The sequence below is a fragment of the Salipiger sp. H15 genome (assembly GCF_040409955.1).
In the GTDB taxonomy this organism is placed as follows: Bacteria; Pseudomonadota; Alphaproteobacteria; order Rhodobacterales; family Rhodobacteraceae; genus Salipiger.
The window spans coordinates 1,028,349-1,051,336 of the sequence record NZ_CP123384.1 but is presented as its reverse complement, the minus strand read 5'-3'; the positions used below and the strand labels follow the sequence as shown (position 1 = coordinate 1,051,336).

Here is a 22,988-nt window from a genome sequence, read left to right as displayed (position 1 = left end):
TCGCGGGTTCGTGCGAGTGAGGGTTGGTTCTTGGATTTGCGTCTGGATGTTGCCGAAACGGACATAGCCATCGTCGGGATGGCGGCGCATCTTCCGGGGGCCGGGGACATCTCTGCCTATTGGGAGAACCTGCGCTCCGGTGTCCGTTCGATCCGCCGGTTCAGCGAGGCTGAGCTGCTCGCCGCGGGAGAGGACCCGGGCCTGCTGCGCCACCGCGACTACGTGCCCTTCGGCGCGCCGCTCGACGGGTTCGAGTACTTCGACGCGGAGTTCTTCGGCTTCGCCCCGAAGGACGCGGCGATCATGGACCCGCAGCACCGCCAGTTCCTCGAGACCGCCTGGGAGGCGCTGGAGAGCGCCGGCCACGTGCCGGAAAGCTTCGACGGCGCGATCGGCGTCTTCGGCGGCGTCGGCATGGGCAGCTATTTCTACGTGAACCTCTGCTCGAACCCCGACCTCGTCGAGAATACCGGGATGTTCCTGCTGCGCCATACCGGCAACGACAAGGACTTCCTGACCACGCGGCTGAGCTACGTGCTCGACCTGCACGGGCCCTCGGTCAACGTGCAGACCGCCTGCTCGACCTCGCTGGTGGCCACCCATTTCGCCGTGCAGGCGCTGCTGAACGGCGAATGCGACATGGCGCTGGCGGGCGGGGTGACCATCGAGCTGCCGCAGACGCGCGGCTATCTCTACAAGGAAAACGAGATCCTCTCGCCCGACGGCGAATGCCACGCCTTCGACCACCGCGCGCAGGGCACGGTGTTCGGCTCCGGCGCGGGGGTCGTCGTGCTGCGCCGCCTGAAGGACGCGCTGGCCGACGGCGACCACGTCTGGGCGGTGATCAAGGGCTCGGCGATCAACAACGACGGCGCGGGCAAGGCGGGATACCTCGCGCCCTCCGTCGACGGGCAGGCGCAGGCGATCGCCGAGGCGCAGGCGGTGGCGGGGGTCGGCTCGGACACTATCGACTACGTCGAATGCCACGGCACCGGCACCTATCTTGGTGATCCGATCGAGGTGGCGGCGCTGACCCAGGCCTTCGCGCAGAGCGGCTCGGGGCAGGGACACTGCCGGATCGGCTCGGTGAAGACCAACATCGGCCACCTCGACACGGCGGCCGGGGTGGCGGGGCTGATCAAGACCTCGCTGGCGCTGCACCACGCGCAGATCCCGCCCTCGCTGGGCTACGAGGCGCGGAACCCGGCCATCGACTTCGAAACTTCGCCCTTCGTGGTGAACGACGCGCTCACCCCGTGGGAGCGCCGGGACCATCCGCGCCGCGCCGGGGTGAACGCGCTCGGCGTCGGCGGGACCAATGCCCATGTCGTCCTGCAGGAGGCGCCGCCGCGCGCCGCCTCGGAGGAAAGCGACTGGCCGTTCCAGATCCTCGCGCTCTCGGGCCGCAGCAAGGCGGCGCTGGACGCGAACGCCCACCGGCTCGCGGCGCACCTGCGCGCCCATCCCGAGCAGCCGCTGGCGGATGTCGCCTTTACCCTCAAGGAGGGGCGCCACGCCTTCGAGAAGCGCCGCGTCGTGGTGGCCGGGAGCCACGAGGAGGCCGCGCGCTTGCTCGAGGAGGACAATCCCCGCCGGGTGCATTCGCACAGCGCGCTTGATCGGCCCGACGTGGTCTTCATGTTCCCCGGCGGCGGCGCGCAATATGCCGGCATGGCGCGCGATCTCTACGAGACCGAGCCGGTCTTCGCCGAGTGGATGGACCGCGGGCTTTCGGCGCTGGCCGAGATCACCGACGCGGACATCCGCGCGCTCTGGCTGCCCGCGCCCGGCGAGGAGGCAGCGGCCGACGCGGCGCTGCAGACGCCGTCGCTGCAACTGCCGCTGATCCTGATCACCGAGGTCGCGCTGGCGCGGCTCTGGATGGGCTGGGGGATCACCCCCGCGGCGCTTGCCGGCCATTCCATGGGCGAGAACACCGCCGCCTGCCTCGCCGGGGTGATGAGCTTCGAGGATTGCATCGGTCTGGTGCACCTGCGCGGGCGGCTCTTCGATTCCGTGCCGGCGGGCGGAATGCTCTCGGTCAGCCTGCCTGCCGAGACGCTGCGGGGCCATCTCGGCGCCGATCTCGATCTCGGCGCGGTCAACGCGCCCGGGCTCTCGGTCGCCTCCGGCCCGCAGCAGGCCCTGATTGCCCTTGAACAGAGACTGAAATCCGAGGGCATCGAGTGCCGGCGCATCGCCATCGACATCGCCGCGCACAGCCGCATGCTCGAGCCGATCCTCGAGCAGTTCCGAGCCTACCTGCGCTCGATCGACCTCTCGCCGCCGCAGATCCCGCTGACCTCGAACCGCAGCGGCACGTGGATGACCCCCGAGGAGGCCACCAGCCCCGACTACTGGGTGCAGCACCTGCGCGGCACGGTCCGCTTCGCCGACTGCGTCGCCACGCTGGCGACCGAGCGGAGCCGGGTCTATCTCGAGGTGGGCCCGGGCAAGGCGCTCTCCTCGCTCGCCCGCCAGCATCCCGACGTGCCGGGGCAGCAGGTGCTGAGCTCGCTGCGCCACCCCGATGAGCAGATCGCCGACGACCGCTACATGTTCGAGGTGCTGGGCCGTCTCTGGGCGCTCGGCGCGGCGATTGACTGGGAGCAGGTCTGGGGCGGGGCGCGGCGCAACCGCGTCGTGCTGCCGGGCTACGCCTTCCAGCGCGCCCCCTATTTCATCGCGCCGGGCAGGACGCAGGCCGAGGTTGCGCCGCAGTACCTGATGCGCAGCGACGACGTTGGCGCCTGGGGCTGGAAGCCGGTCTGGCGGCCGCGCGCCGCCGAGGTCGAGCTCGACGTCGCGACCGGGCTTGCCGGGGCCGAGCCGCAGGTCTGGCTGATGTTCATGGACGAGGCGGGGCTCGCCGCCCGCTGCGCCGCGCGGCTGGTCGCCGCCGGGCACGCGGTGGTCGAGGTCCGGCCCGGCGACGCCTTCGCGCGGCTCTCGGACAGCGCCTACATCCTGCCGCCGGAGCGTGGCCGCGAGGGCTATGACCTGCTGCTGCGCGATCTCGCGCTGCGCGGAAGGCTGCCCACGCGCCTCGCGCATTTCTGGCTGGTGACCGAGGGCGAGACGCACCGCCCCGGCTCGAGCTTCTTCCACCGGGTGCAGGAGCAGGGCTTCTATTCGCTGCTGTTCCTCGCGCAGGCCATGGCCGAGGAGGCGCTGCCGCGCCCGCTGCCGCTGACCGTGCTCACATCCGGCGCGGCGCAGGTGCGGGCCGAGCCGCTGACCCATCCCGCCAAGGCCACCATCGCCGGTCCCGCCCGGGTCATCCCGCGCGAGCTGCCGGGGGTGAGCGTGACCACGCTCGACCTGCAGCTGCCCGCGCCCGCAACCGGCCGCCTGCGCGCCCGCCGCCGGGCCGAGGCGGCGCGCGAGGCGGAACTGGCGCAGCTTGCCGACCTCGTGCTCGAGGATCTGCTCGCCACGCCCGGCAACGCCATCGCCGCGCTGCGCGGCGGGCGGCGCTTCGAAAGCACCATGGCGCCCGCCGCCCTGCCCGGGGGCGTGGCACGGCCGGGGCAGGGCACCTACCTGCTGACCGGCGGCTTCGGCGGCATCGGCCTCACGCTCGGCATGGATTTCGCGCGGCAGGGCGCCAAGCTGGTGCTCGTCGCCCGCCGGGCCCTGCCGGACCGCGCGCTCTGGGCCGAGCACCTCGCCCGCCATGCGCCGCAGGACGTGCTGTCGCGGCGCATCCGCGCGGTGCAGGCGCTCGAGGCCGCCGGGGCCGAGGTCATGGTCGCCGCCGCCGACGTCTGCAACCGCGCCCAGCTGCAGGCGGTGCGCGACGTGGCCGAGGCGCGCTTCGGCCGCATCACCGGGGTGATCCACGGCGCCGGGGTGATCGACGACGCGCCGCTGCTGACCAAGACCCCCGCCTCGGTCGAGGATGTCTTCACGCCGAAGATCCACGGCACCGAGGTTCTGGGCGAGGTCTTCCCCGACGGCGCCTGCGACTGGATCGCGCTCTTTTCCTCCTCGTCCACCGTCACCGCCCCGGCGGGGCAGGTCGATTACGTCGCCGCCAACGAGTATCTCAACGCCTTCGCCCGCGCCCGTGCCGGCGGGCAGACGCGGGTCACCGCGATCAACTGGGGCATCTGGAACGAGGTCGGCATGGCCGCCGAGGCGGTCGCGGCGCGGCGCGGCGAGCTGCCCGCGCCGCCGGTCGAACCCACCGGCCTGCCGCTGCTGGACGAGGCGACCTTCGACGCGCGCGGCAACCGGCTCTTCACCACCCGCCTCTCGGCCGCGGACTGGATCATCGACGAGCACCGCACCCGCGACGGCGACGCGCTGCTGCCGGGCACCGGCTACCTGACTCTCGCGGCCCACGCGCTGAAGGCGCAGCGCGAGGAGCGGCCCTTCGAGATCCGCGACCTGACCTTCCTGCGGCCGCTGCGCGTCGCCGAGGGCGGCGCGCGCGAGATGCGCCTGCGCCTCACCCGCCGCGACGAGGGCTACGGTTTCGAGGTTCTCGCCGATGCCACGCTGAACAGCCGCCGCGGCTTTGCGCTCACCGCGCAGGCGACGCTGGCGTTGCTGCCGATGCCGAGCCCGGCGCCGCTAGACCTCGCGGCGATCCGCGCCCGTTGCGGCGCCGCGCTGCGCGACCCGGCGGGCGGCAGGCTCGCCGCCGCGCAGGAGGTGCAGCTGCGCTTCGGGCCGCGCTGGAAGGTGCTCGACAGCCGCGCGCTCGGGCAGGGCGAGGGGCTCGCCGAGCTGTCTCTGGCCCCCGAGGCGGCGGGCGACGACTGCCTGCTGCACCCGGCGCTGTTCGACATCGCGACCGGCTGGGCGATGGAACTGATCGCGGGCTGGGAGCCGACGCATCTGTGGGTGCCGGTCTCCTATGCCCGGGTCCGTGTCCACGCGCCGCTGACCGACCGCATCGTGAGCTGGGTGCGCAGCGCCGCTGAAAACAGCGCCGCGTCCGAGACCGCCAGTTTCGACGTCACGCTCTCCGCCCCCGACGGCACCGTGCTGCTCGAGGTTTCGGGCTTCACCCTGCGCCGCCTTGCCTCGCCCGACCTGCTGAAGGCCGCGCCGCGGCTCACCGCCGCCGAGGTCGAGTTCGACGAGGCCGGGACGACGCAGCCGCTTTCGCCCGCCGAGGAGCGGCTCGCCCACAATCTCGGCCAGGGCATCCTGCCCGCCGAGGGGGTCGAGGCCTTTGCCCGGGCGCTGTCGCTGGGCCTGCCGCAGGTGGTGGTCTCGTCGCTGGACCTCGTCGCGCTGACCCGCCAGACCGCCGCCGCCACCGCCGAGAAGGCGGAGGGGCAGAAGTTCGACCGCCCGCAGCTCGACGGCGACTACGTCGCGCCAGAGGGCGAGATCGAGCGCACCCTCGCCGGCTTCTGGGAAGAGCTTCTGGGGGTGCAGAACGTCGGCGCCGAGGACGGGTTCTTCGACCTTGGCGGGCACAGCCTGATCGCCGTGCGGCTCTTCGCCATGGTCAAGAAGGCGTTCCGCGTCGACTTCCCGATCTCTGTGCTGTTCGAGGCGCCGACGATCCGCAGCTGCGCCGCGCTCATCGCCGCGCGCACCGGCCATCGCGAGGCCCCGGGCGCGCAGGGCGGCGCGGCGGAGGCGCAGACCCCCGAGCGCCGTTTCACCCATCTCGTGCCGATGCACGACGGCGAGGGCGGGCCGCGCCGGCCGTTCTTCCTCGTCGCGGGCATGTTCGGCAACGTGCTCAACCTGCGCCACCTCGCGCATCTGCTCGGCGCCGACCGGCCCTTCTACGGGCTGCAGGCAAAGGGGCTCTACGGCGGCGAGGCCCCGCACGAGACCATCGAGGCGGCGGCCGCGGACTACATCGCCGAGATGCGGCAGGTGCAGCCCGAGGGGCCCTACATGGTCGGCGGCTTCTCCGGCGGCGGCATCACCGCCTTCGAGATCGCCCGCCAGCTCGAGGCGATGGGCGAGGAGGTCGCGCTCTGCGTCCTGCTCGACACGCCGCTGCCGGTGCGCCGGCCGCTGGCGCGCGGCGACCGGCTGCGCATCCAGTGGCAGGAGGCACGGGCCAAGGGCCCGCTCTACCCGCTCGTCTGGGCGCGCAACCGCCTGCGCTGGGAGATCGCCAGGCGCCGGGCCGCCACCGGCACCGGGGCCGAGGCCGGGCACGCCTTCCACAACGCCGAGATCGAGGCCGCCTTCCTGCAGGCCGTGGCGGGCTACCGGATGCGCCGCTGGGACGGGCCGCTGGTGCTCTACCGCCCGCCGCTGGTCGGCAAGTGGCGGGTCGGCGCGGGCCGCATGGTGAACTCGGAACGCGCCTACGTGCTGCATGACAACGACTGGGGCCAATACGCGCCGCAGGTCGAGGTCCACGAGGTGCCGGGCGATCACGATTCCATGGTGCTCGAGCCCAACGTCCGGGTGCTGGCGGCGCAGCTGCGCCGGGCCATCGCCGGGGCCGAGGCCGCGCCGGACGAGGGCGCGCTTCCGGCCCTCAGCGTCCGGGCGGCGGAGTAACCCATGCCGCGCATCCTCGTCATATCGCTCAACTACCGCACGGCGCAGATGACCCTGCGCTCGGTGCAGGCGGCGCTGCGCGCGATGCAGGGGCTCGACGCCGAGCTGGTCATCGTCGACAACGCCAGCGGCGACGGATCCTACGAAACCATGAAGGCGGCGCTCGCCACCGAGGACTGGGCGCGGGGCGCGCCGGTGCGGCTGATCGCGTCGGGCCACAACGGCGGCTTCGGCGCGGGCAACAACATCGGCATCCGCGCCGGGATGAGCGACGGCAGCCGGCCCGATTACGTCTACCTGCTGAACTCCGACGCCTTTCCCGCGCCGGGGGCGATCCGCGCGCTGGCCGATCACCTCGAGACCCATCCCGAGGCCGCATTCGCCGGCAGCTACATCCATGGCGAGGACGGCGCGGCGCATGTGACCGCCTTCCGCTTCCCCTCGATCGCCTCCGAGTTCGAGGGGGCGATCCGCCTCGGCCCGGTGTCGCGGCTGCTGCGGCGCAAGGTCGTGCCGCTGCCCGTCCCCGTGGGGACGCAGGCGGTCGACTGGCTGGCCGGGGCCTCGCTGATGATGCGCGACCGGGTGCTGTCCGAGATCGGCCTCTTCGACGAGACCTTCTTCCTCTATTTCGAGGAGACCGAGCTCTGCCACCGTGCCGCCCGCGCCGGTCACCCGACCCATTACGTGCGCGGCAGCGAGGTCATGCACATCGGCTCGGTCTCGACCGGCATGAAGCGCTGGACGCGGATCCCCGGCTTCTGGCTCGACAGCCGCTGGCACTATTTCAGCAAGACCCACGGGCGGGGCTATGCCGCGCTGGCGACGCTTGCCCATCTCTGCGGCGGGACGCTCTGGCAGCTGCGGCGGCTGCTGCAGCGCAGGCCCGCCGCCGATCCCGCGCATTTCCTGCGCGACCTTCTTTCCCATGACCTGCGCGCGCTGGTCCGGCCGGGCGTCGCCCGGCGCGTCCCCGCGGGGACGGCGCGCGCGGGGGCAAACGCGGAGTGAGCATGATGACCCGGTTTACCTCTGTCGTGATCGGCAACGAGTCCCTGCTGGTGCAATGCTGCGGCAAGCTGCGCGACGCCGGGCATGGCATCGCCGCCGTGGTGACGCGCAATCCCGATATCGGGAAATGGGCATCGGATCAGGGAATCGACGTGGTGGCCCCCGGGCAGGACCTCGCCGCGCGGCTGCCGAGGGACTTCGATTTCCTGCTGTCGATCTCGAATCTGGGCATCATTCCCGCCGACGTGCTCGCCCTTCCCGCGAAGGGCGCGGTCAACTTCCACGACGGGCCGCTGCCGCGCCATGCCGGGCTCAACGCGCCGGTCTGGGCGTTGATCGAGGGCGAGACCCGCCACGGCATCACTTGGCACATGATCGAGGGCGGCGTGGACGAGGGAGACATCCTCGTCAGCCGCGGCTTCGACATCTCGGCCAGCGACACGGCGCTGACGCTGAACGCCAAGGCCTTCGAGGCGGCGATCGACAGTTTCGACGAGGTGATCGAGCAGCTTGCCTCCGGCCTGCGCCGCCTGCCGCAGGACCTCTCGCAGCGCAGCTACCACGCGCTGGCCGACAGGCCCTCGGGCCACGGGCTGCTCGACTTCACCCGCCCCGCGCCCGAGCTGGCGCGGCTGGTGCGGGCGCTCGACCATGGCGGCTATGCCAACCCGCTCTCGGCGCCCAAGGTCCGCGCCGGCAACCGCCTCTGGATCGTCGCCGAGGCGCGCGAGGCCGAAGGGCAGGGCGCACCGGGCGAGATCCTCGCGGCCGGGGAGGACCATCTCACCGTCGCCTGCGGCAGCGGCGCGCTGCGGCTCTCGGGCATCGCCCATGTCTGCGGCGCGCCGGCGCCGGCGGCGCTGCTCGGGGCGGCCGGCGGGGCGCTCGAGATCGTCGCCGCCGACGAGCGCGCCCGGATCGATGGCGCGATCCGCGCCGTCGCCCCGCACGAGCCCTTCTGGCGCCGCCGCCTCGCCGCGCTGCGCCCCTTCGAGATGCCGGGCCTCGGGCGCGGGCCGGGCGGCATGCTCACGCGGCCGCTCTCGCTCGGCGCGGCCGACATCGCCGCGGTCGTGGCCGCCTTTGCCGCGCGCCACGACGAGCACGGCGCCTGCGACATCGCCTTCGCCACGCTGGCGCTGAGCGGGCTGGCCAAGACCGGCATCATCGCCCCCTGGGTGCCGCTGCGCGCCGAGGTCGAGGGGGATGCCGCGGCGCTGCAGGCGCGCATGGCCGCGGCGCTGGACGAGGCGCGGCAGCGCAGGGGCTTCGCCACCGACCTGCCTGCCCGCGCCCCCGATCTCGGCGGCGCGCCGCGGGTGCCGCAGCTGGGCTTGAGCATGGCCGCGGGAATGATTCCCGGCACCGTGCTGACCGTCGAGCAGACCGCCGAGGGCGCGCTGCTGCACGCCGACACCGGCCGCATCCCCGCCGCCCAGGCCGAGCTTGTCGCGGCCCGGCTCGAGCTCATCGCCGCGCATTTCGCGGGCGGCGCGGCGATCCGCGCCCTGCCGATCCTGCCCGAGGCCGAGCGTGCCATGGTCGTCGAGTTGTGGAACGCCACCGGCGTCGCGCATGACCGCAGTTTGACCATGCAGGCCGCGTTCGAGGCGCAGGTGGCCCGCACGCCGCAGGCCGTGGCGCTGGTCTTCGAGGGGCAGAGCCTCAGCTACGCCGATCTCGACGCCCGCGCCAACCGCGCCGCGAACGTGCTGCAGGCCATGGGCGTCGGCCCCGGCGTGGTGGCCGGGCTCTGCACCCGCCGCTCGGTCGACCTGGTGGTCGGCGCGCTCGGCATCCTCAAGGCGGGCGGCGCCTACCTGCCGCTCGACCCGGCCTACCCGGCGGACCGGTTGAAGCACTACATCGCCGACAGCGGCGCGCCGGTGATCGTCACGCAATCGGCGCTGGCGGGCGCGCTGCCGGAGCACGGTGCGGAGCTCTTGCTGCTCGACGCCGACCCGCGCCTCGCGCAGGCGCCGGGGACCCGCCCCGAGATGACCAGCGCGCCGGAGGACCTGGCCTATCTCATCTACACCAGCGGCTCGACCGGCACGCCCAAGGGGGTGATGGTCGAGCAGCGCAACGTGGTGAACTTCTTCACCGGCATGGACGCGATCGTGCCGCACGCGCCCGCCGGCACCTGGCTCGCGGTGACCTCGCTCAGCTTCGACATCTCGGTGCTCGAGATCTTCTACACGCTGGCGCGCGGCTTCCGCGTCGTGCTGAGCTCGGACGAGGACCGCGGGCTGATCTCGAAGGGGCCGATGCCGCTCTCGGACCGGCGCATGGATTTCTCGCTCTACTACTGGGGCAACGACGACGGCGTCGGGCGCGACAAGTACCGGCTTCTGCTCGAGGGCGCGAAGTTCGGCGACCGCAACGGCTTCTGCGCGGTCTGGACCCCCGAGCGCCACTTCCACGCCTTCGGTGGGCCCTATCCGAACCCCTCGGTGACCGGCGCGGCAGTGGCCGCGGTGACCGAGACGCTGGCCGTGCGCGCCGGTTCGGTGGTCTCGCCGCTGCACCACCCGGCGCGCATCGCCGAGGAATGGGCTGTGATCGACAACCTGACGAACGGCCGCGCCGGGCTGGCGCTGGCCTCGGGCTGGCAGCCCGACGACTTCGTGCTGCGCCCCGAGAACACCCCGCCGGACAACAAGAAGGCGGTCATCGAGAATATTTCCCAGATCAGGGAACTCTGGGCCGGACGGCCCGTCGCCTTCCCGCGCAAGGACGGCAGCAGCTTCGACGTGGTGACCCAGCCGCGTCCTGTGTCGCCCGAGCTGCCGATCTGGCTGACCGTCGCGGGCAGCCCGCAGACCTGGAAGGACGCCGGCACCCTCGGCTGCAACGTGCTGACGCACCTTCTGGGCCAGAGCATCGACGACGTGGCCGAGATGATCCGCCTCTACCATGCCGCGCTGCGCGAGGCCGGGCGCGATCCGAAGGATTTCACCGTCACGCTGATGCTGCACAGCTACGTCGCCGGGACCCGCGAGGAGGCGCGCGAGACCGCGCGCGGGCCGATGCGCGAATACCTGCGCTCGGCCGCCGCGCTGATCCGGCAATACGCCTGGGCCTTCCCCGCCTTCAAGCGGCCGAAGGGGGTGAACAACGCCTTCGACCTCGACCTCGACATCCTCGAGCCCGAGGATCTCGAGGCCATCCTCGACTTCGCCTTCGAGCGCTACTTCAACGAGAGCGGGCTCTTCGGCACAGTCGAGGACGCGCTGGCGCGCGCCGAGCAGCTCAAGCGCATCGGCGTCGGCGAGATCGCCTGCCTGATCGACTACGGCATCCCGGTGGACACGGTGCTCGAGGGGCTGAAGCCGCTCGCCGAGGTGGTGAAGCGCGCCAATGTCGCGCCGGAGCTGGCGGCGGATGATTTCTCGATCGCCGCGCAGATCCTGCGCCACGACGTCACGCACCTGCAATGCACCCCGTCGATGGCGCGGATGATCGCGATGAACGACGAGGCGCGCTTTGCCCTTTCCAGGGTGCAGCACCTCTTCCTTGGCGGCGAGCCGCTGCCCGGCGCGCTGGTCGAGGAGTTCGGCCGCATCACCGGCGCAAGCCTCACCAACATGTACGGGCCGACCGAGACGACGATCTGGTCCTCGACCGAGGAGGCGCGCGGCACGGAGGGCGTGGTCAACATCGGCCTGCCGCTCGCCAACCAGCAGCTCTATGTGCTGGACGAGGACCGGCAGCCGGTGGGCGTGGGCGTGCCGGGCGAGCTCTGGATCGGCGGCGAGGGGGTGACGCGCGGCTACTGGGGCCGCGAGGAGCTGACCGCCGAGCGCTTCGTGCCGAACCCGTTCCACAAGGGCCGGATGTACCGTACCGGCGATCTGGTGCGCCGGCGCATCGACGGGCGCATCGACTTCATCGGCCGTGTCGACACGCAGGTGAAGCTGCGCGGCTACCGCATCGAGCTGGGCGAGATCGAGGCCGTGCTCGAGGCGCAGCCGGGGATCGCGCAGGCGGTGGTCTCGGCGCGGGAGGACACGCCCGGCGACCTGCGGCTGGTCGGCTATTACACCGGCCCCGCTGAGATCCCCGAGGCCGCGCTGCGCGCCGGCATGGGCGGCGCGCTGCCGCCCTTCATGGTGCCGGCGCATTTCGTCAGGCTCGACGCCTTCCCGCTGACCCCGAACAAGAAGGTCGACCGCAAGGCGCTGCCCGCGCCGGTCGCGCGCCGGGCCGCTGCACCGAAAGCCGCGCCCGCCGCCCCGGTGGCCGCGCCGGTCGCTCCCCGGCCCGAGGCGAGCCCGGTTGCCGCTGCCGAGGCCGCACCCGGAAAGGCCGATCTCGCGAGGACCGAGGCGCGCATCGCCGCGATCTGGTCCGGCGTGCTGGGCGTCGAGGGGTTGTCGGGGCGGGACAATTTCTTCGAGCTGGGCGGGCATTCGCTGCTGGCGGTGCAGGCGCACCGGGCGATCCGCGACGAGCTGGGGGCGCGGGCGCTGTCGATCACTGACATCTTCCGCTTCCCGGTGCTGGCCGATCTTGCGGGCCGCGTCGCCGCGCTGGCCGGTCCGGCCCCGGCGCGCCCTGTCGCCCCGCCCGTTCAGGCCGAGCCCGTCGCCGCGGCCCCCGAGCCCGCACCGCCGCTGGCCGTGTCCGAGCCCGAGGACACCCCCGCGCCGCCGCTCAACGAACGCGCCCGCATCCGCACCGATGCCATGGCGCGCCGCCGCGAGATGCGCGCAAGGAGAACCGCCTGACATGGCGGGCCCCGAGGACCTTCGCGACCTGCTGGGCGGGCTCGACCTGCCGAGGGGCATCGCCTGGGCCGTCTCGGAGCCCGTCGCCGATCTTGGCGAGCTCTTCCCCGAGGAGCGCGACTGCATCGCCCGCGCCGTGCCGAAGCGGCAGGCGGAATTCGCCGGCGGCCGGCTGGCGGCCCGCGCCGCGCTGCGCCAGCTGGGTTTCCCGGCGCGCGCCATCCCCAAGGCCCAGGACCGCGCGCCGGTCTGGCCCGAGGGGGTCGTCGCCAGCATCACCCATGCCGGCGGCATCTGCCTTGCGATGGCGGCCCGCGCGCGGGACTGGCGGGGGCTGGGGGTCGACCTCGAGCGCGACGAGCCGATGCGCTCGGAGATGATCCCGGCCATCGCCAGCGTCACCGAGCTGGCCCGGCTGTCGCCCTTGCCCTTCTCGCGCGCCGCGATGCGAATCTTCAGCGCCAAGGAGGCCGCCTACAAGGCGCAGTACCCGCTGACCCAGACGCTTTTCGGCTTCGCGGCGATGGAATCGCGCCTGCCCGAAGGCGGGATGCGCATGGTGGCGGAAATTGGGCTGGGCTCCGGGGCGCAGTTTCCCATGCTGCAGCACGCGAAATTTGGCCTCATCTTGTCGGTCTGCGCCCTTCCGCACGGGTGAAGCGCGCAAATACCGCGCTTTATGTCGGAAATGTGTTCCTGATCCCGGTTCCAGACACGAAGTGTTTCCCAAAATGGCGCGTATAAACATGGCGTAAACTGGGCGATTTTGTTAGATTTTGACATGAAAGCGGCGCACTCGTTTCCGGTCCCAACCCCAAATTGGCCGGTTCGGATGCGCCGCTTTCCGAACGCATTGGGGGCCTTTGCGGGAGTGTAGTCGTGAACCAGTTGCAATCGTTTTCCGAAGTGCTCTCCGCACTGCGTCGCCGTCTTGGGCTCATCGCGCTGATCTTCGTGGTCGGCACGGGGATCTCGGGGTTCTTCGCCCTCAACCAGGCCAAGCTCTACGAGGCGACGGCCGTGGTGCAGATCGAGGAAGCCCGGGTGGCGGCCAATCCCACCAGCCCCGCCACGGCGAGCGAGGATGCCTCGCGCCGGCTCCAGCTGATCGAGCAGCGCATCATGTCGCGCGACAATCTCGTGCGGATCATGCAGGCGCATGACCTCTTTGCAGAGGATCCGTCGCTGTCGATGAACCAGCGCGTCTTCTACATGCGCGAGTCGGCGTCGATCCAGGAAATCCGCGCGAACACCAACGGTTATGCGCCGCAGAACGCACCCTCGGGGCTGATGATCACCGTGCGGCTCGACGATGCGCAGAAGGCGGCGGATGTCGCCAACGAACTGATGCACTCGGTTATCGAGATGTCGCGCAGCCGCAGCGAGACCCGCGCCCGCGACGCCCTCTCCTTCTTCGAATCCGAGGAAGCGCGGGTCGAGAGCGAGATCGGCGCGATGGATGCCCGGATCGCCGAGTTCAAGAAACAGAATTCCGAGGCGCTGCCGGCGGGTGTGGGCGCCATGCGCGACCAGCTGGCGACGCTCGAGGACAACAAGCTCTCGCTCGACCGCGACATCGTGGCGCTCGAGGCGAATGCCTCGCGCCAGCGCGAAGACGTGCAGGCCCGCCAGCTGGCGCTGCTGCGCGAACAGAAGCAGCTGATCGCGGCGCGTGTCGACACGATCGAGGACATGCTGCGCCGGGCGCCGGAGATCGAGCGCGAGCTGAGCGGGCTCGAGCGCGAGCGCAGCCAGCTGCAGGAACAGTACAGCGCCGTGACCCGTCGCAAGGCCGATGCCGAGATGGGCCAGATGCTCGAGGATCGCCAGCAGTCGGACCGTTTCGAGGTGCTGGAAACCGCGCTGGTGCCCGAGGTCTCGACCTCGAAGAGCCGCCGCAAGCTGCTGGCCGTCGGTGCGGTGGCGAGCCTGATCGCCGGGCTGCTGAGCGGTCTCGGCGCCGAGTTCCTGAACCCCGCGCTGCGCAGCGCGGCGCAGATGGAGCGGGTGCTGGGCGTGCAGCCGGTGGTCGCCATTCCGCCGGTGAAGGCCCGCCGCGACCGGCGCCGGACCGGGCTCGGCATCGCCGCGCTGGCGCTGGCCTTGGGGGCCGTGCTCTGGGGCGTGCTGCGCCTGCTGGGTGACCGGCTGCCGTTGATCGAGCGCTTCCTGCCGCGCGTCGGGGCGTGACCCGCCCGGACTGACGGCGCCGTCGTCTTTGGCCACACCCGTCGCGGGGTCACATGCTATTGCTGTCGCAGGGCCGGGCGCGCGCCCGGCCGCGTCGCGAGGAGGGTGCAGGATGATTTCCCGCATTTGGCATGGCTACACGACCCCCGGGAACGCCGACAGCTACCAGGCGATCGTGACCGGCGAGGTGATCCCGGGGATCTTCGACATGAGGATTCCCGGCTTCGAGCGGATCGAGCTTTTCAGGCAGGACCGCGCGGAGGAGGTGGAATTCATCACCGTGATGTGGTTCCGGGACATGGCCTCGGTGCGCGCCTTCGTCGGTGACGACGTCGAGCGGAGCCATGTGCCGCCGCGGGCGCGGGCCGTGCTGTCGCGCTTCGACGCGCGCTCGCAGCATTACGAGGTCATCCTCGACCGGGCGGCGGGCTGAGCGCCTTGCCGCGGGGCACGAGGCCCGGTCTTGCCGGGCCCACGCGGTCCTTCAGTACTGGTACTTCTTGAGGTCCGTGCCCTCGGCCTTGTTCAGCACCATGCCGAGCAGGGGCGTGTTGGCGCCGAGGCGGCGCTCGACCTCGCGGATTTCCTTCTCGGTGGTCAGCCCGCCGCCCACCACCAGCAATACGCCGTCGATCTGCGGCCGGAAGGCCAGCACGTCGTCGTAATAGAGCGCGGGCGGCAGGTCGAAGAGCATGATGTCCGGCTGCAGCCGCGCCTCGATCGAGGTGATCACCTCGGCCGTGGTCGGGGTGCTGAGCAGCTCGGCGGCATAGGGCTCGACCACCTCGTTGAAACCGAAGGCGATGTTCTGCCCGGCGTGGACGCGGTTCTGGCCCATGCGCGTCAGGTGCGACTCGGGCGAGATCACGCCGCGCAGCAGCGCCCCCATGGCGCCGGGCGTGCGCATCCCCATCACCTTGTGCAGCGACGGGTTGCGCAGGTCGAGGTCCATCAGCAGCGTCCGCACGCCCTCCTGCCGCGACAGCGAGATCGCGAGGTTGGCGGCGGTGAAGGTCTTGCCGCAGCCCTTGCTGGGCGAGGTGATGCCGACGCGGGTCCAGCCGTGCTCGGCCAGCGCCTGGGTCAGCCGGGTGCGCAGCACGTCGAAGACCGCGTGGGCGGGATCCTCGCGGCTGGCGGTGATGATGCGGTTGCGGTCGAGGTGATCGGCATCGACGTCGAAGACCGGAAGCCGGTCCCAGAGCGCCTCGGCCTGCGGCGCGGTGCGATGGGTGATCGGGCGGCGGAAGGCGGCACGCGGCTCGGCGGGCGGCGCCTCGGCGACAGCCTGCGGCGCGGGGCGCGCGGGCGCGCTTGCGCGGACACGCTCCGGGCGCACCGGGGCAATCGAAGGCGGGGCGGGCTGTTCGGCTACGGCCCGGGCACGGGTCGCGGCAAGCTCGAGCTGCGCGGCCTCCGCCTCGGCACGGCGCCGTTCTGCCTGAAGCTGTTCGGCGCGAAGCTGTTCGGCGCGAAGCTGTTCGGCCCGGCGCGCTTCGAGGAGGGCGGCCTCCTCGGCCTCGCGGTCGGCCTGTCGGCGGGCGAGCCGCTCCTCGCGGCGTTCGAGCGGCGCGATCGGCGGATCCTCGGGGGTCTCATCGCTCCGATTGCGACGGCGGAATTTTCGGCGTTCTACCATACTCGTCTCTCCGCACCCCACACGCAGGCGCCGTACCCTCGACTTGTCCGGAGGGCGCCGTCGGCGCCGGACCGGGCAAGACTACCGCGTGACCGCTGGGCTGTCCCGCCGGATGTCCCGGGACGCGCGCCCTGCACGCAAACTTGAACCTTGGGGCCAGATCACCACGAGATTCGGTCAAGAATAAGGAGGAATTGCGGGGATTGTTCACGCCCCGCGGCAGGCCGCGCGCGCCGCAATCCTCCGCACTCCGCCTAGAACCCGAAGAGATTCGCCCCGGTGATCGCCCTGTCGATGAAGGCCGCCCGGTCGGTTTCAGGCTGCCAGCCGAGCATCTTCTTGGGCTTGTCGTTCACGAAGGGCGAGAAATGCGCCCGGCTCTGCCAGTCGGCCAGCGAGGGGCGCACGAGGCCCTGCTTGCGCAGCGCGACCTTCTTCAGCCCGTATTTCACCGCATCGCTGGCGTAGAAGGCGGTGAGATTGCCCGGGCTCACGCGGATCTTCGCCCCGAGCGTGTCGGCGATGGCGTCGAAATAGCCGCGCGCGGTCAGCATCGGCTCTCCGACGAGGTTGAAGCTTTCACCCACGGCCGCCGGGTCCCGCCCCATGCGCAAGAGCCCGTCCGCCACGTCGTCGATCAGCACGAAGGGCAGGATGTTCCGCCCCGGACCCCAGATGCGCACCGCCCCCGCACCGTGCCAGCGCCCGATGCCCCAGTGCTGCAGCGGCCCGCCATGGCCGACGACGATGCCGGGCCGGGCGATGGTCACCGGCAGGCCGCGCTCGGCGTGCAGCTTCATCAGTTGGCGCTCGCATTCCGCCTTGGACCGGGCGTAGAGGTTGCGGTCCGTCATGTCGTCCGGGAAACGCGTCTCCTCGGTGATCTGCACATGCGGGTCGGACATGTCGTAACTGGCGATGGTGCCGGTGTAGACAAGGCGCTTCACCCCCGCCGCCTCGCAGGCCATGGCGATGCGGGTGCTGACGCCGACGTCGTTCACCAGCGCCGCGGCCCAATTCTTTTCCAGCGCGCGGGCAAGGTTGTAGACCACGTCGATGCCCTGCATCGCCTCGGTCAGCCCGTCGAGGTCGTGCAGCGAGACCGCGGCGGTCTCGACCCGGTCGGGCAGGTCGGGGAAGGGGCCGCTGCGCCCACGCGAGAGCACGCGCACGTCCTGCCCCTCGGCCACCAGCCGCCGGGTGAGGGCGCGGCCGATGAAGCCGGTGCCGCCGATCACCATGGCGGTGGGCCTCGGCTTGCGGGTCTGCACCGCCGGGGCCTTCACCGCCAGCGCCTCGGGCGGCAGTTTCGCGAGCGCGGCGTCGAGCGCTTCCATAACCGCGAGCGCGCTTTCGGCGGAGAAGCGGCTGTCCTGCGGCTGGCCGTTGGCGAGGGGGCCGTAGACCGCCGCCATCATGCCGCGGAAGCTCTGGGCATAGGGGCCCTTCTGGTTCAGCGAGGAGGTCTGGATCGCGGCATTGCGCAGCCCTTCGCGCAGGTGCTGCCAGCTTTGGTCCATCTGCCGGCGCAGCGGGTTCACCACGAGGTCCGAGGCGTTCTCGCGGTCCACCACCAGCGTGTCGGCGGCGAAGTCGAGCCGCGCCCGCCCCGAGGAGCCGCGCAGCGTGACCGAACGGTCATCCACCGTCTCGACCATCGACAGGGTGAAGCTGATCTCGACCCCGCCGGCGCGGGCGAGCACGCGGAAGCCCTGTGGACGGATGTCCTCGCCGGGCAGGGCGATGGGCTTGCTGGCCTCGGCATGGAGGATCTCCAGCGGGCCGAAGAGGTCGACGGCAAAGGCGAAGGGATGCGGGCCCAGCTCGAGCAGCAGGTTCTTCGGCTCGCGCAGCAGCCACAGGTTGAAAGGACCCGAGCGCAGCGGCGCGAGCGGCAGCGCCCAGGTGATCTCGGCCTGCGAGACGCGGCCATAGTCGCCCGCCGTCAGCGCCGCCTTCATCCGAAGGTAGGACGGCAGGCCGAGGAAATTGTGCCCGGGGTGGAAGCGCCTGCCCGCGGCCTGCGCCGCGGCGGCGATGGCGCGGGTCTCGTCGAGGCTCACCGCCACCGGCTTCTCCACCAGCACGTGCAGCCCGGCCTTCAGGCATTGCTCGGCGATCCTCGCATGGTGCGCGGGCGGGGTGAGGATGTGCACCGCGTCGCAGGCCCCGGAGGTGATCAGCGCCTCGACCGAGGTGAAGGGCACCGCGCCGTAGGCCATGGCCAGCCCCTCGGCCGCGGGCTCCGAGAGGTCGCAGACGGCGGTGACCTGCGCCCCCTCCGTCGCCCTCAGCGCATCGCCGTGCCAGCTTGCGATGTAGCCTGCGCCGATCAGGCCTACGCGGACGGGTTGGGGCATGGGAGGCTCCTTACTTGTACTCGATCAGGCGCATGGGCGCCTGCCTCAGCCGGCGCCAGTGATAGGTGGCCATGCCGACGAGGTTGGGAAACTTGGAGAGGGTGAGCAGCAGCGCGTGGCGGCGCGCCTCGGGGGCGGGCAGGCCGTCGCGGCGCAGGCCCTGCGCGGTTCGCGCCCAGTTGAGCGGGTAGGCGGCAAGCGCGGCGAGGGCGAGCGGCCAGAAGAGCCATGCGCCCATGATGGCGAGCAGCGGCAGCGCCAGCGCGTAGACCAGCGTCCGCCTGCGCTCGGTGGTGAAATACTCGGGGTGCAGGTCGCCGACCTGCGCGAAGCCGTGGCCGGTGCGCACCGCCCGTCGCCACCATTGCCCGAAGCGGGTCATCGCGGCGTCGTGCCGGGTCATCTCGTGCGGGAGGCGCTCGAGCGTCCAGCCCGCCTTGCGCAGGCGGGTGCAGAACTCGTCGTCCTCGGCGGCGATCACCACGGGATCGAAGCCGCCGACCGCGCGGAAGGCCCCGGCGCGCACCATCATGTCGCCGCCGCAGGCAAGGATCACCCCCGCCGGGCGCCGCCATTCGGCATCGCAGAGCTGGTTGTAGAGGCTGGCGTCGCGGTGGATCTCCGAGCGCCAGCCGGTGACCATGGCGGTCTGCGGATGGGCCTCGAGATGGGCGCGGGCACGGTCCAGCCAGCCCGGCACCAGCGCGCAGTCGCCGTCGATGAACTGCACGAGCTGCGGATCGTCCAGCGCCTCGAAGCCGGCGTTGCGGGCGCGGGCGGCGGTGAAGGGGGTCGAGAGGTCGAGCTCCACCACCCTTGCCCCGGCCCGGCGGGCCTCGGCGAGGCTGTCGTCGGTCGAGCCGCTGTCGACGTAGATCACCTGCCGCGCCTGTCCCCGCACCGAGGCCAGCGCCGCGACCAGCCGGGCGCCCTCGTTGCGGCCGATGAGCACGACGTCGACGGGGGTCATGGCCGCGCCTCCGGGCCGTGGGTGAAAAGCGCCGAGAGCTTCGCCGCCTCGATGGTCACGTCGAACTCGGCCTCGACCCTGGCGCGGCCCGCGGCGCCCATGGCGCGGCGCCTGTCGGGATCGGCCAGCAGCACCTCCAGCGCCGCGGCCAGCGCCTCGGCGTCGCCCGGGGGGACGAGCAGCCCGCTGGTGCCGTGCTCGACCAGCTCGGGCACCCCGGCGATGCGGGTGGTCACCACCGGCACCTGCGCGGCCAGCGCCTCCATCAGCACCACGGGCACGCCCTCGGCGAAGCTCGGCAGCACGAAGACATCCGCCCCGGCCAGCGCCTCGGCCACCTCGGCCTGCGAGCGGTAGCCGAGGAACTCGGTGCGCCCGGCGATGCCGAGGTCGCGCGTCATGGCCTCGAGCGCCGCGCGCTCGGGCCCGTCGCCGATCAGCCGCAGGCGCAGCGCCGGGTGGCGCGGGGCGAGGCTCGCGAGCGCGCGCAGCAGCAGCGGCACGCCCTTCACCCCGGCGAGGCGGCCGACGAAGAGCAGGTCCTGCCCGTCATGGGCAGAGGGGGCGTAGCGGGCGGGGTCGATGCCGCAATGCACGATGTGCAGCCGGTCCCAGTCCCCGGGCGCGGCGAAGCACATCAGCTGCGCGCGGCAGAAGGCGCTGATGCAGGCGACGAAACGCGCGCGGCGGGCCTTCTCGTCGATCCGCCAGTGCAGCGGCTCGAAGAAGATGTCCGGCCCGTGGATGGTGAAGCTGTAGGGGATGCCGGAGAGCTCCGACGCGAGCATGGCGACGGTGCAGGAGGCCTTGGCGATGTGGTTGTGCAGGTGCTGGGCGCCCGCTTCCGCCAGATGCGACGCCAGCACCCCGGCCTCGGCGAAATAGATCAGGTTGAAGCAGCGCCCCCGGATGCCCTTTGGCGCGGTGCGCCACGCGAGGGAGAGCGCGCGGAGGTAGCGGGAGGGGTGGCGCAGCCAGCGGGCATGGGCGCGCAGGAGCCGCAGCGGCGAGCGGCAGGCCGCCAGCACCCTGAACGTGCGGGCGTGCTCCTCGCGCTGCTCGGGTCCGACCAGATGCTCGGGCCCGGTGGTGCGGATCGAGCAGGTCAGCACCTCGTGGCCGAGCATGCGCAGGGCGGCGACCTCGCGCTGGATGAACGTGTCCGAGGCACGGGGATACTCGCCGGTGAGGTAGGCGATCTTCGGAAGGCTCATTCCTTGCCCTCCCTGACCGACTGCGCCATCAGCGTGCCGAAGCGTGGCTGCGGCAGCGGGCCGAGTGCCGCCTGCAGCCCCCTGTCGGGGTAGCGCAGCGGCATCATCCGCGCCTTGATCACCGGCACCCGCAGCAGGCCGGGAAGGCGCGCGGCGAAGGGCGCGAGCAGGCGCGCGGCCAGCATCCACAGCGGCCAGGGCAGCGGCAGCACCAGCTTCGGCCACCCCGAGGCGGCATGGGCGCGCAGGAAGCGGGTGCGGTCAGGGCGGTCGGGGTCGATGACGTTGACCACCCGCACGCCGTCGGGGCGCCGCCGCGCGGCCTGCAGCAGGCGCCTCGCCACGTGGCCGACATGGGCGAGCGGCAGCTCTCCCTTCATCCCGACGCGCAGCAGCACCGGGCCGAGCGACGGGCCGAGATGGGCGTTCCAGGTCCGCCCCTCGCCGAAGATCGCGCCGGGGCGCAGGATCCAGAGCGGCAGGCCCGAGGCGCGGCAGAGCGCCTCCTGCGTCAGCTTGCCGGAAACATAGGCGTTGCGGGCGCTGGCGGGGGACTCGAGTGGCGTCTGCTCGGTCACCTCGCTGCCCGGGGACAGGCGCGCGGTGTCGTAGACGGCGATGGAGCTGACCAGCACGAGATGCAGCGGCAGCCCGTCTAGCGCCGCCAGCAGGTGCCGGGTGCCGCCGATCGTGGCGGCGCTGACCGCGCCCTCGTCGCTGCCGAGATGCGCCGCGGCATGGATCGCCGCGGTGCAGCCCTGCGCGGCGGCGCGCAGCGCCGGGATGCTGGCGGGGTCCGAGAGGTCGGCCTCGATCCAGGTCAGCCCCTTGCCCTGCGGCACCTGGCCCGGCGCGGCGGAGCGGCTGACCGCCACCACCTGCACGCCCTGCGCGCGGGCCTCGGCAAGCACGGCGCGGCCGACGAAGCCGCTTGCGCCGGTCAGCAGGATGCGGCTCTCGCCGGTCAGATCGCCCAAGGCATCGGCTCCATCGGATCGCAGCGGGTGGTCATCACCTGCACGCCCGCATCCTCGCCGGCGTTCTGGATCGCCAGCGTGACCTCGGTCAGGTGCAGCGCAAAGTCCGAGGACAGGCGGCAGGGCCGGTTCTCGCACAGCGACTCCAGCATCTCGGCCGGGCCGAGCATGAAGTTCATCGAGGCCGCCCCCGTGCGCTTCACCTTGGGATGGGTCGGCTGCTTCAGGCGGATGCGGCGGGGGAAGGGGCTTTCGACCAGCCGCCGCCGGACCGCGCCGCGCCGCGCGAAGCGCACCTTCGCGGCATTGTTCCAGGAGGCGTCGCAACTCAGCACGCCCCGATCGCCGAAGATGCGGATCGGGTGGCCGTGGCTCGCGACGATCGAGCAGGTGAGCCGCGTCACCGGGCCGTTCTCGAAGAACAGGGTGGCGACCGAGAGGTCGGGGGCGGTGGGGCCGAGCCCCGCCTTGTCGGGCAGCGTCTCGGCCGAGGCGGCGATCACCTTGCGCACCGTGCCGAACCACGAGATCAGCCAGGTGAGGTAATAGCCCGCGTGCTCGAGCGTGCAGCCGACGCGGAACTCGTCCTCATGCGGCCAGGCGGCGCCGGACTCGCTCTGCCAGCGGGCATAGGGGGCCTGCGGGATGAACCCGTCGTCAAGCTCGGCATAGATCGCGCGGGGCGTGCCCGCGACGCCGCTGCGCAGCGCATGGCCAAGCGTCTGCGCCGCCTCGCCCAGCATCGAGCAGGGGGCCGAGGCGAGCAGGAGCCCGCGCGCATCGGCGAGCGCGTGCAGCTCGCGCGCGTGGGCAAGGTCCATGGCGAGGGGTTTCTCGCAATAGACGTGGTGCCCGGCCTCGAGCAGAGCCCTGTTCAGCGCGTAATGCTCGGCGGGGTTGGTCAGGTTCAGCACGACGCAGCCCTCGGGCAGGCCGGCGACGAAGGTCGCGAGCTCGGGCTCGGCGCGCAGCTGCCAGTGGTCGCAGAACCGGGTCAGGCGCGCGGTGTCGCGGTCATGCACCGAATGCACCGTGATCCCGCCCATGACCTTCAGCGAGCGCATGTAGAGATCCGCGACGAAGCCGCAGCCGAGCAGGGCGATGGTTCCCGTCATCGGACGGCCGGCGCGGCGCGGGGCGCGCCGGTCGGGCGCGCGCTGTCGGGGGAGGGGAAGGCGATCATCGGGATACCTAGACTATGGACCGTACAAAGAAACCGGATGCCCGCTTCGAGGAGGTGACAACCCCCTCTCTGACCGCGGACCTTTGACGGAAATTCGACCATTTGCAGGCGTTTTCGGAGCATCGCCCGGATTGCGCGGCATTTGTTTCGCGACTGCGGCACGGCGGCCACGGTCAGGGGCAAATCGCGCCCGCCAGCTAGGATCGCCCAGCGTGATACGCCAGA

The 22,988-nt window shown here is 71.9% G+C and carries 12 protein-coding genes; 6 read left to right on the top strand and 6 right to left on the bottom strand.

The features are described from left to right. Nucleotides 1-78: 78 nt before the first annotated feature. From PVT71_RS05080 to PVT71_RS05055, 6 genes are all read left to right on the top strand, one after another. Complete coding sequence (locus tag PVT71_RS05080) at nucleotides 79-6,489, top strand: SDR family NAD(P)-dependent oxidoreductase (protein WP_353473838.1); 6,411 nt, start codon at nucleotides 79-81, stop codon at nucleotides 6,487-6,489. A 3-nt stretch (nucleotides 6,490-6,492) separates the two neighbouring features. After that, on the top strand, nucleotides 6,493-7,500 hold the full coding sequence (locus tag PVT71_RS05075) for a glycosyltransferase family 2 protein (protein ID WP_353473418.1): 1,008 nt from the start codon (nucleotides 6,493-6,495) through the stop codon (nucleotides 7,498-7,500). A 5-nt stretch (nucleotides 7,501-7,505) separates the two neighbouring features. Continuing rightward, nucleotides 7,506-12,230, top strand: coding sequence for a MupA/Atu3671 family FMN-dependent luciferase-like monooxygenase (locus tag PVT71_RS05070; protein ID WP_353473837.1), 4,725 nt, complete (start codon nucleotides 7,506-7,508; stop codon nucleotides 12,228-12,230). A 1-nt stretch (nucleotide 12,231) separates the two neighbouring features. After that, complete coding sequence (locus PVT71_RS05065; RefSeq protein ID WP_353473417.1) at nucleotides 12,232-12,888, top strand: 4'-phosphopantetheinyl transferase superfamily protein; 657 nt, start codon at nucleotides 12,232-12,234, stop codon at nucleotides 12,886-12,888. Nucleotides 12,889-13,109: 221 nt separating this feature from the next. Beyond that, nucleotides 13,110-14,420: a chain-length determining protein gene (locus PVT71_RS05060; protein ID WP_353473416.1), complete on the top strand. Its 1,311-nt coding sequence runs from the start codon at nucleotides 13,110-13,112 to the stop codon at nucleotides 14,418-14,420. A gap of 112 nt (nucleotides 14,421-14,532) precedes the next feature. Next, the gene (locus tag PVT71_RS05055; RefSeq protein ID WP_353473415.1) at nucleotides 14,533-14,853 is read left to right on the top strand and encodes a hypothetical protein; all 321 of its coding nucleotides are present in this window, start codon (nucleotides 14,533-14,535) and stop codon (nucleotides 14,851-14,853) included. A gap of 51 nt (nucleotides 14,854-14,904) precedes the next feature. On the opposite strand, the gene PVT71_RS05050 is transcribed toward PVT71_RS05055, so the two are convergent. The 6 genes from PVT71_RS05050 to PVT71_RS05025 all read right to left on the bottom strand — a co-directional run bounded on the left by PVT71_RS05050 (nucleotide 14,905) and on the right by PVT71_RS05025 (nucleotide 22,695). Then, a complete protein-coding gene (locus tag PVT71_RS05050; protein WP_353473414.1) occupies nucleotides 14,905-16,059 on the bottom strand; it encodes a CpsD/CapB family tyrosine-protein kinase in 1,155 nt (384 codons plus the stop codon). A gap of 254 nt (nucleotides 16,060-16,313) precedes the next feature. Beyond that, nucleotides 16,314-18,419, bottom strand: a complete 2,106-nt coding sequence (locus PVT71_RS05045) for an NAD-dependent epimerase/dehydratase family protein (RefSeq protein ID WP_353473413.1) — start codon at nucleotides 18,417-18,419, stop codon at nucleotides 16,314-16,316. 10 nt (nucleotides 18,420-18,429) lie between these two features. Further along, nucleotides 18,430-19,389, bottom strand: coding sequence for a glycosyltransferase (locus PVT71_RS05040; RefSeq protein ID WP_353473412.1), 960 nt, complete (start codon nucleotides 19,387-19,389; stop codon nucleotides 18,430-18,432). Then, on the bottom strand, nucleotides 19,386-20,603 hold the full coding sequence (locus PVT71_RS05035) for a glycosyltransferase (protein ID WP_353473411.1): 1,218 nt from the start codon (nucleotides 20,601-20,603) through the stop codon (nucleotides 19,386-19,388). Before PVT71_RS05035 ends, PVT71_RS05040 begins: the two co-directional genes overlap by 4 nt. After that, the gene (locus PVT71_RS05030; RefSeq protein ID WP_353473410.1) at nucleotides 20,600-21,580 is read right to left on the bottom strand and encodes an NAD(P)-dependent oxidoreductase; all 981 of its coding nucleotides are present in this window, start codon (nucleotides 21,578-21,580) and stop codon (nucleotides 20,600-20,602) included. Before PVT71_RS05030 ends, PVT71_RS05035 begins: the two co-directional genes overlap by 4 nt. Next, nucleotides 21,568-22,695 carry a Gfo/Idh/MocA family oxidoreductase gene (locus tag PVT71_RS05025; RefSeq protein WP_353473409.1) on the bottom strand — a complete coding sequence of 376 codons (1,128 nt, stop codon included), beginning with the start codon at nucleotides 22,693-22,695 and terminating at the stop codon, nucleotides 21,568-21,570. The genes PVT71_RS05030 and PVT71_RS05025 overlap by 13 nt, the downstream gene beginning before the upstream one ends. Nucleotides 22,696-22,988: the final 293 nt, after the last annotated feature.

Excerpts from the sequence above, each read along its gene's own strand:
- PVT71_RS05080 (WP_353473838.1), top strand. The coding sequence starts at position 79 with ATGGCGGCGCATCTTCCGGGGGCCGGGGACATCTCTGCCTATTGGGAG.
- PVT71_RS05075 (WP_353473418.1), top strand. The coding sequence starts at position 6,493 with ATGCCGCGCATCCTCGTCATATCGCTCAACTACCGCACGGCGCAGATG.
- PVT71_RS05070 (WP_353473837.1), top strand. The coding sequence starts at position 7,506 with ATGACCCGGTTTACCTCTGTCGTGATCGGCAACGAGTCCCTGCTGGTG.
- PVT71_RS05065 (WP_353473417.1), top strand. The coding sequence starts at position 12,232 with ATGGCGGGCCCCGAGGACCTTCGCGACCTGCTGGGCGGGCTCGACCTG.
- PVT71_RS05055 (WP_353473415.1), top strand. The coding sequence starts at position 14,533 with ATGATTTCCCGCATTTGGCATGGCTACACGACCCCCGGGAACGCCGAC.
- PVT71_RS05050 (WP_353473414.1), bottom strand. The coding sequence starts at position 16,059 with ATGGTAGAACGCCGAAAATTCCGCCGTCGCAATCGGAGCGATGAGACC.
- PVT71_RS05045 (WP_353473413.1), bottom strand. The coding sequence starts at position 18,419 with ATGCCCCAACCCGTCCGCGTAGGCCTGATCGGCGCAGGCTACATCGCA.
- PVT71_RS05040 (WP_353473412.1), bottom strand. The coding sequence starts at position 19,389 with ATGACCCCCGTCGACGTCGTGCTCATCGGCCGCAACGAGGGCGCCCGG.
- PVT71_RS05035 (WP_353473411.1), bottom strand. The coding sequence starts at position 20,603 with ATGAGCCTTCCGAAGATCGCCTACCTCACCGGCGAGTATCCCCGTGCC.
- PVT71_RS05025 (WP_353473409.1), bottom strand. The coding sequence starts at position 22,695 with ATGACGGGAACCATCGCCCTGCTCGGCTGCGGCTTCGTCGCGGATCTC.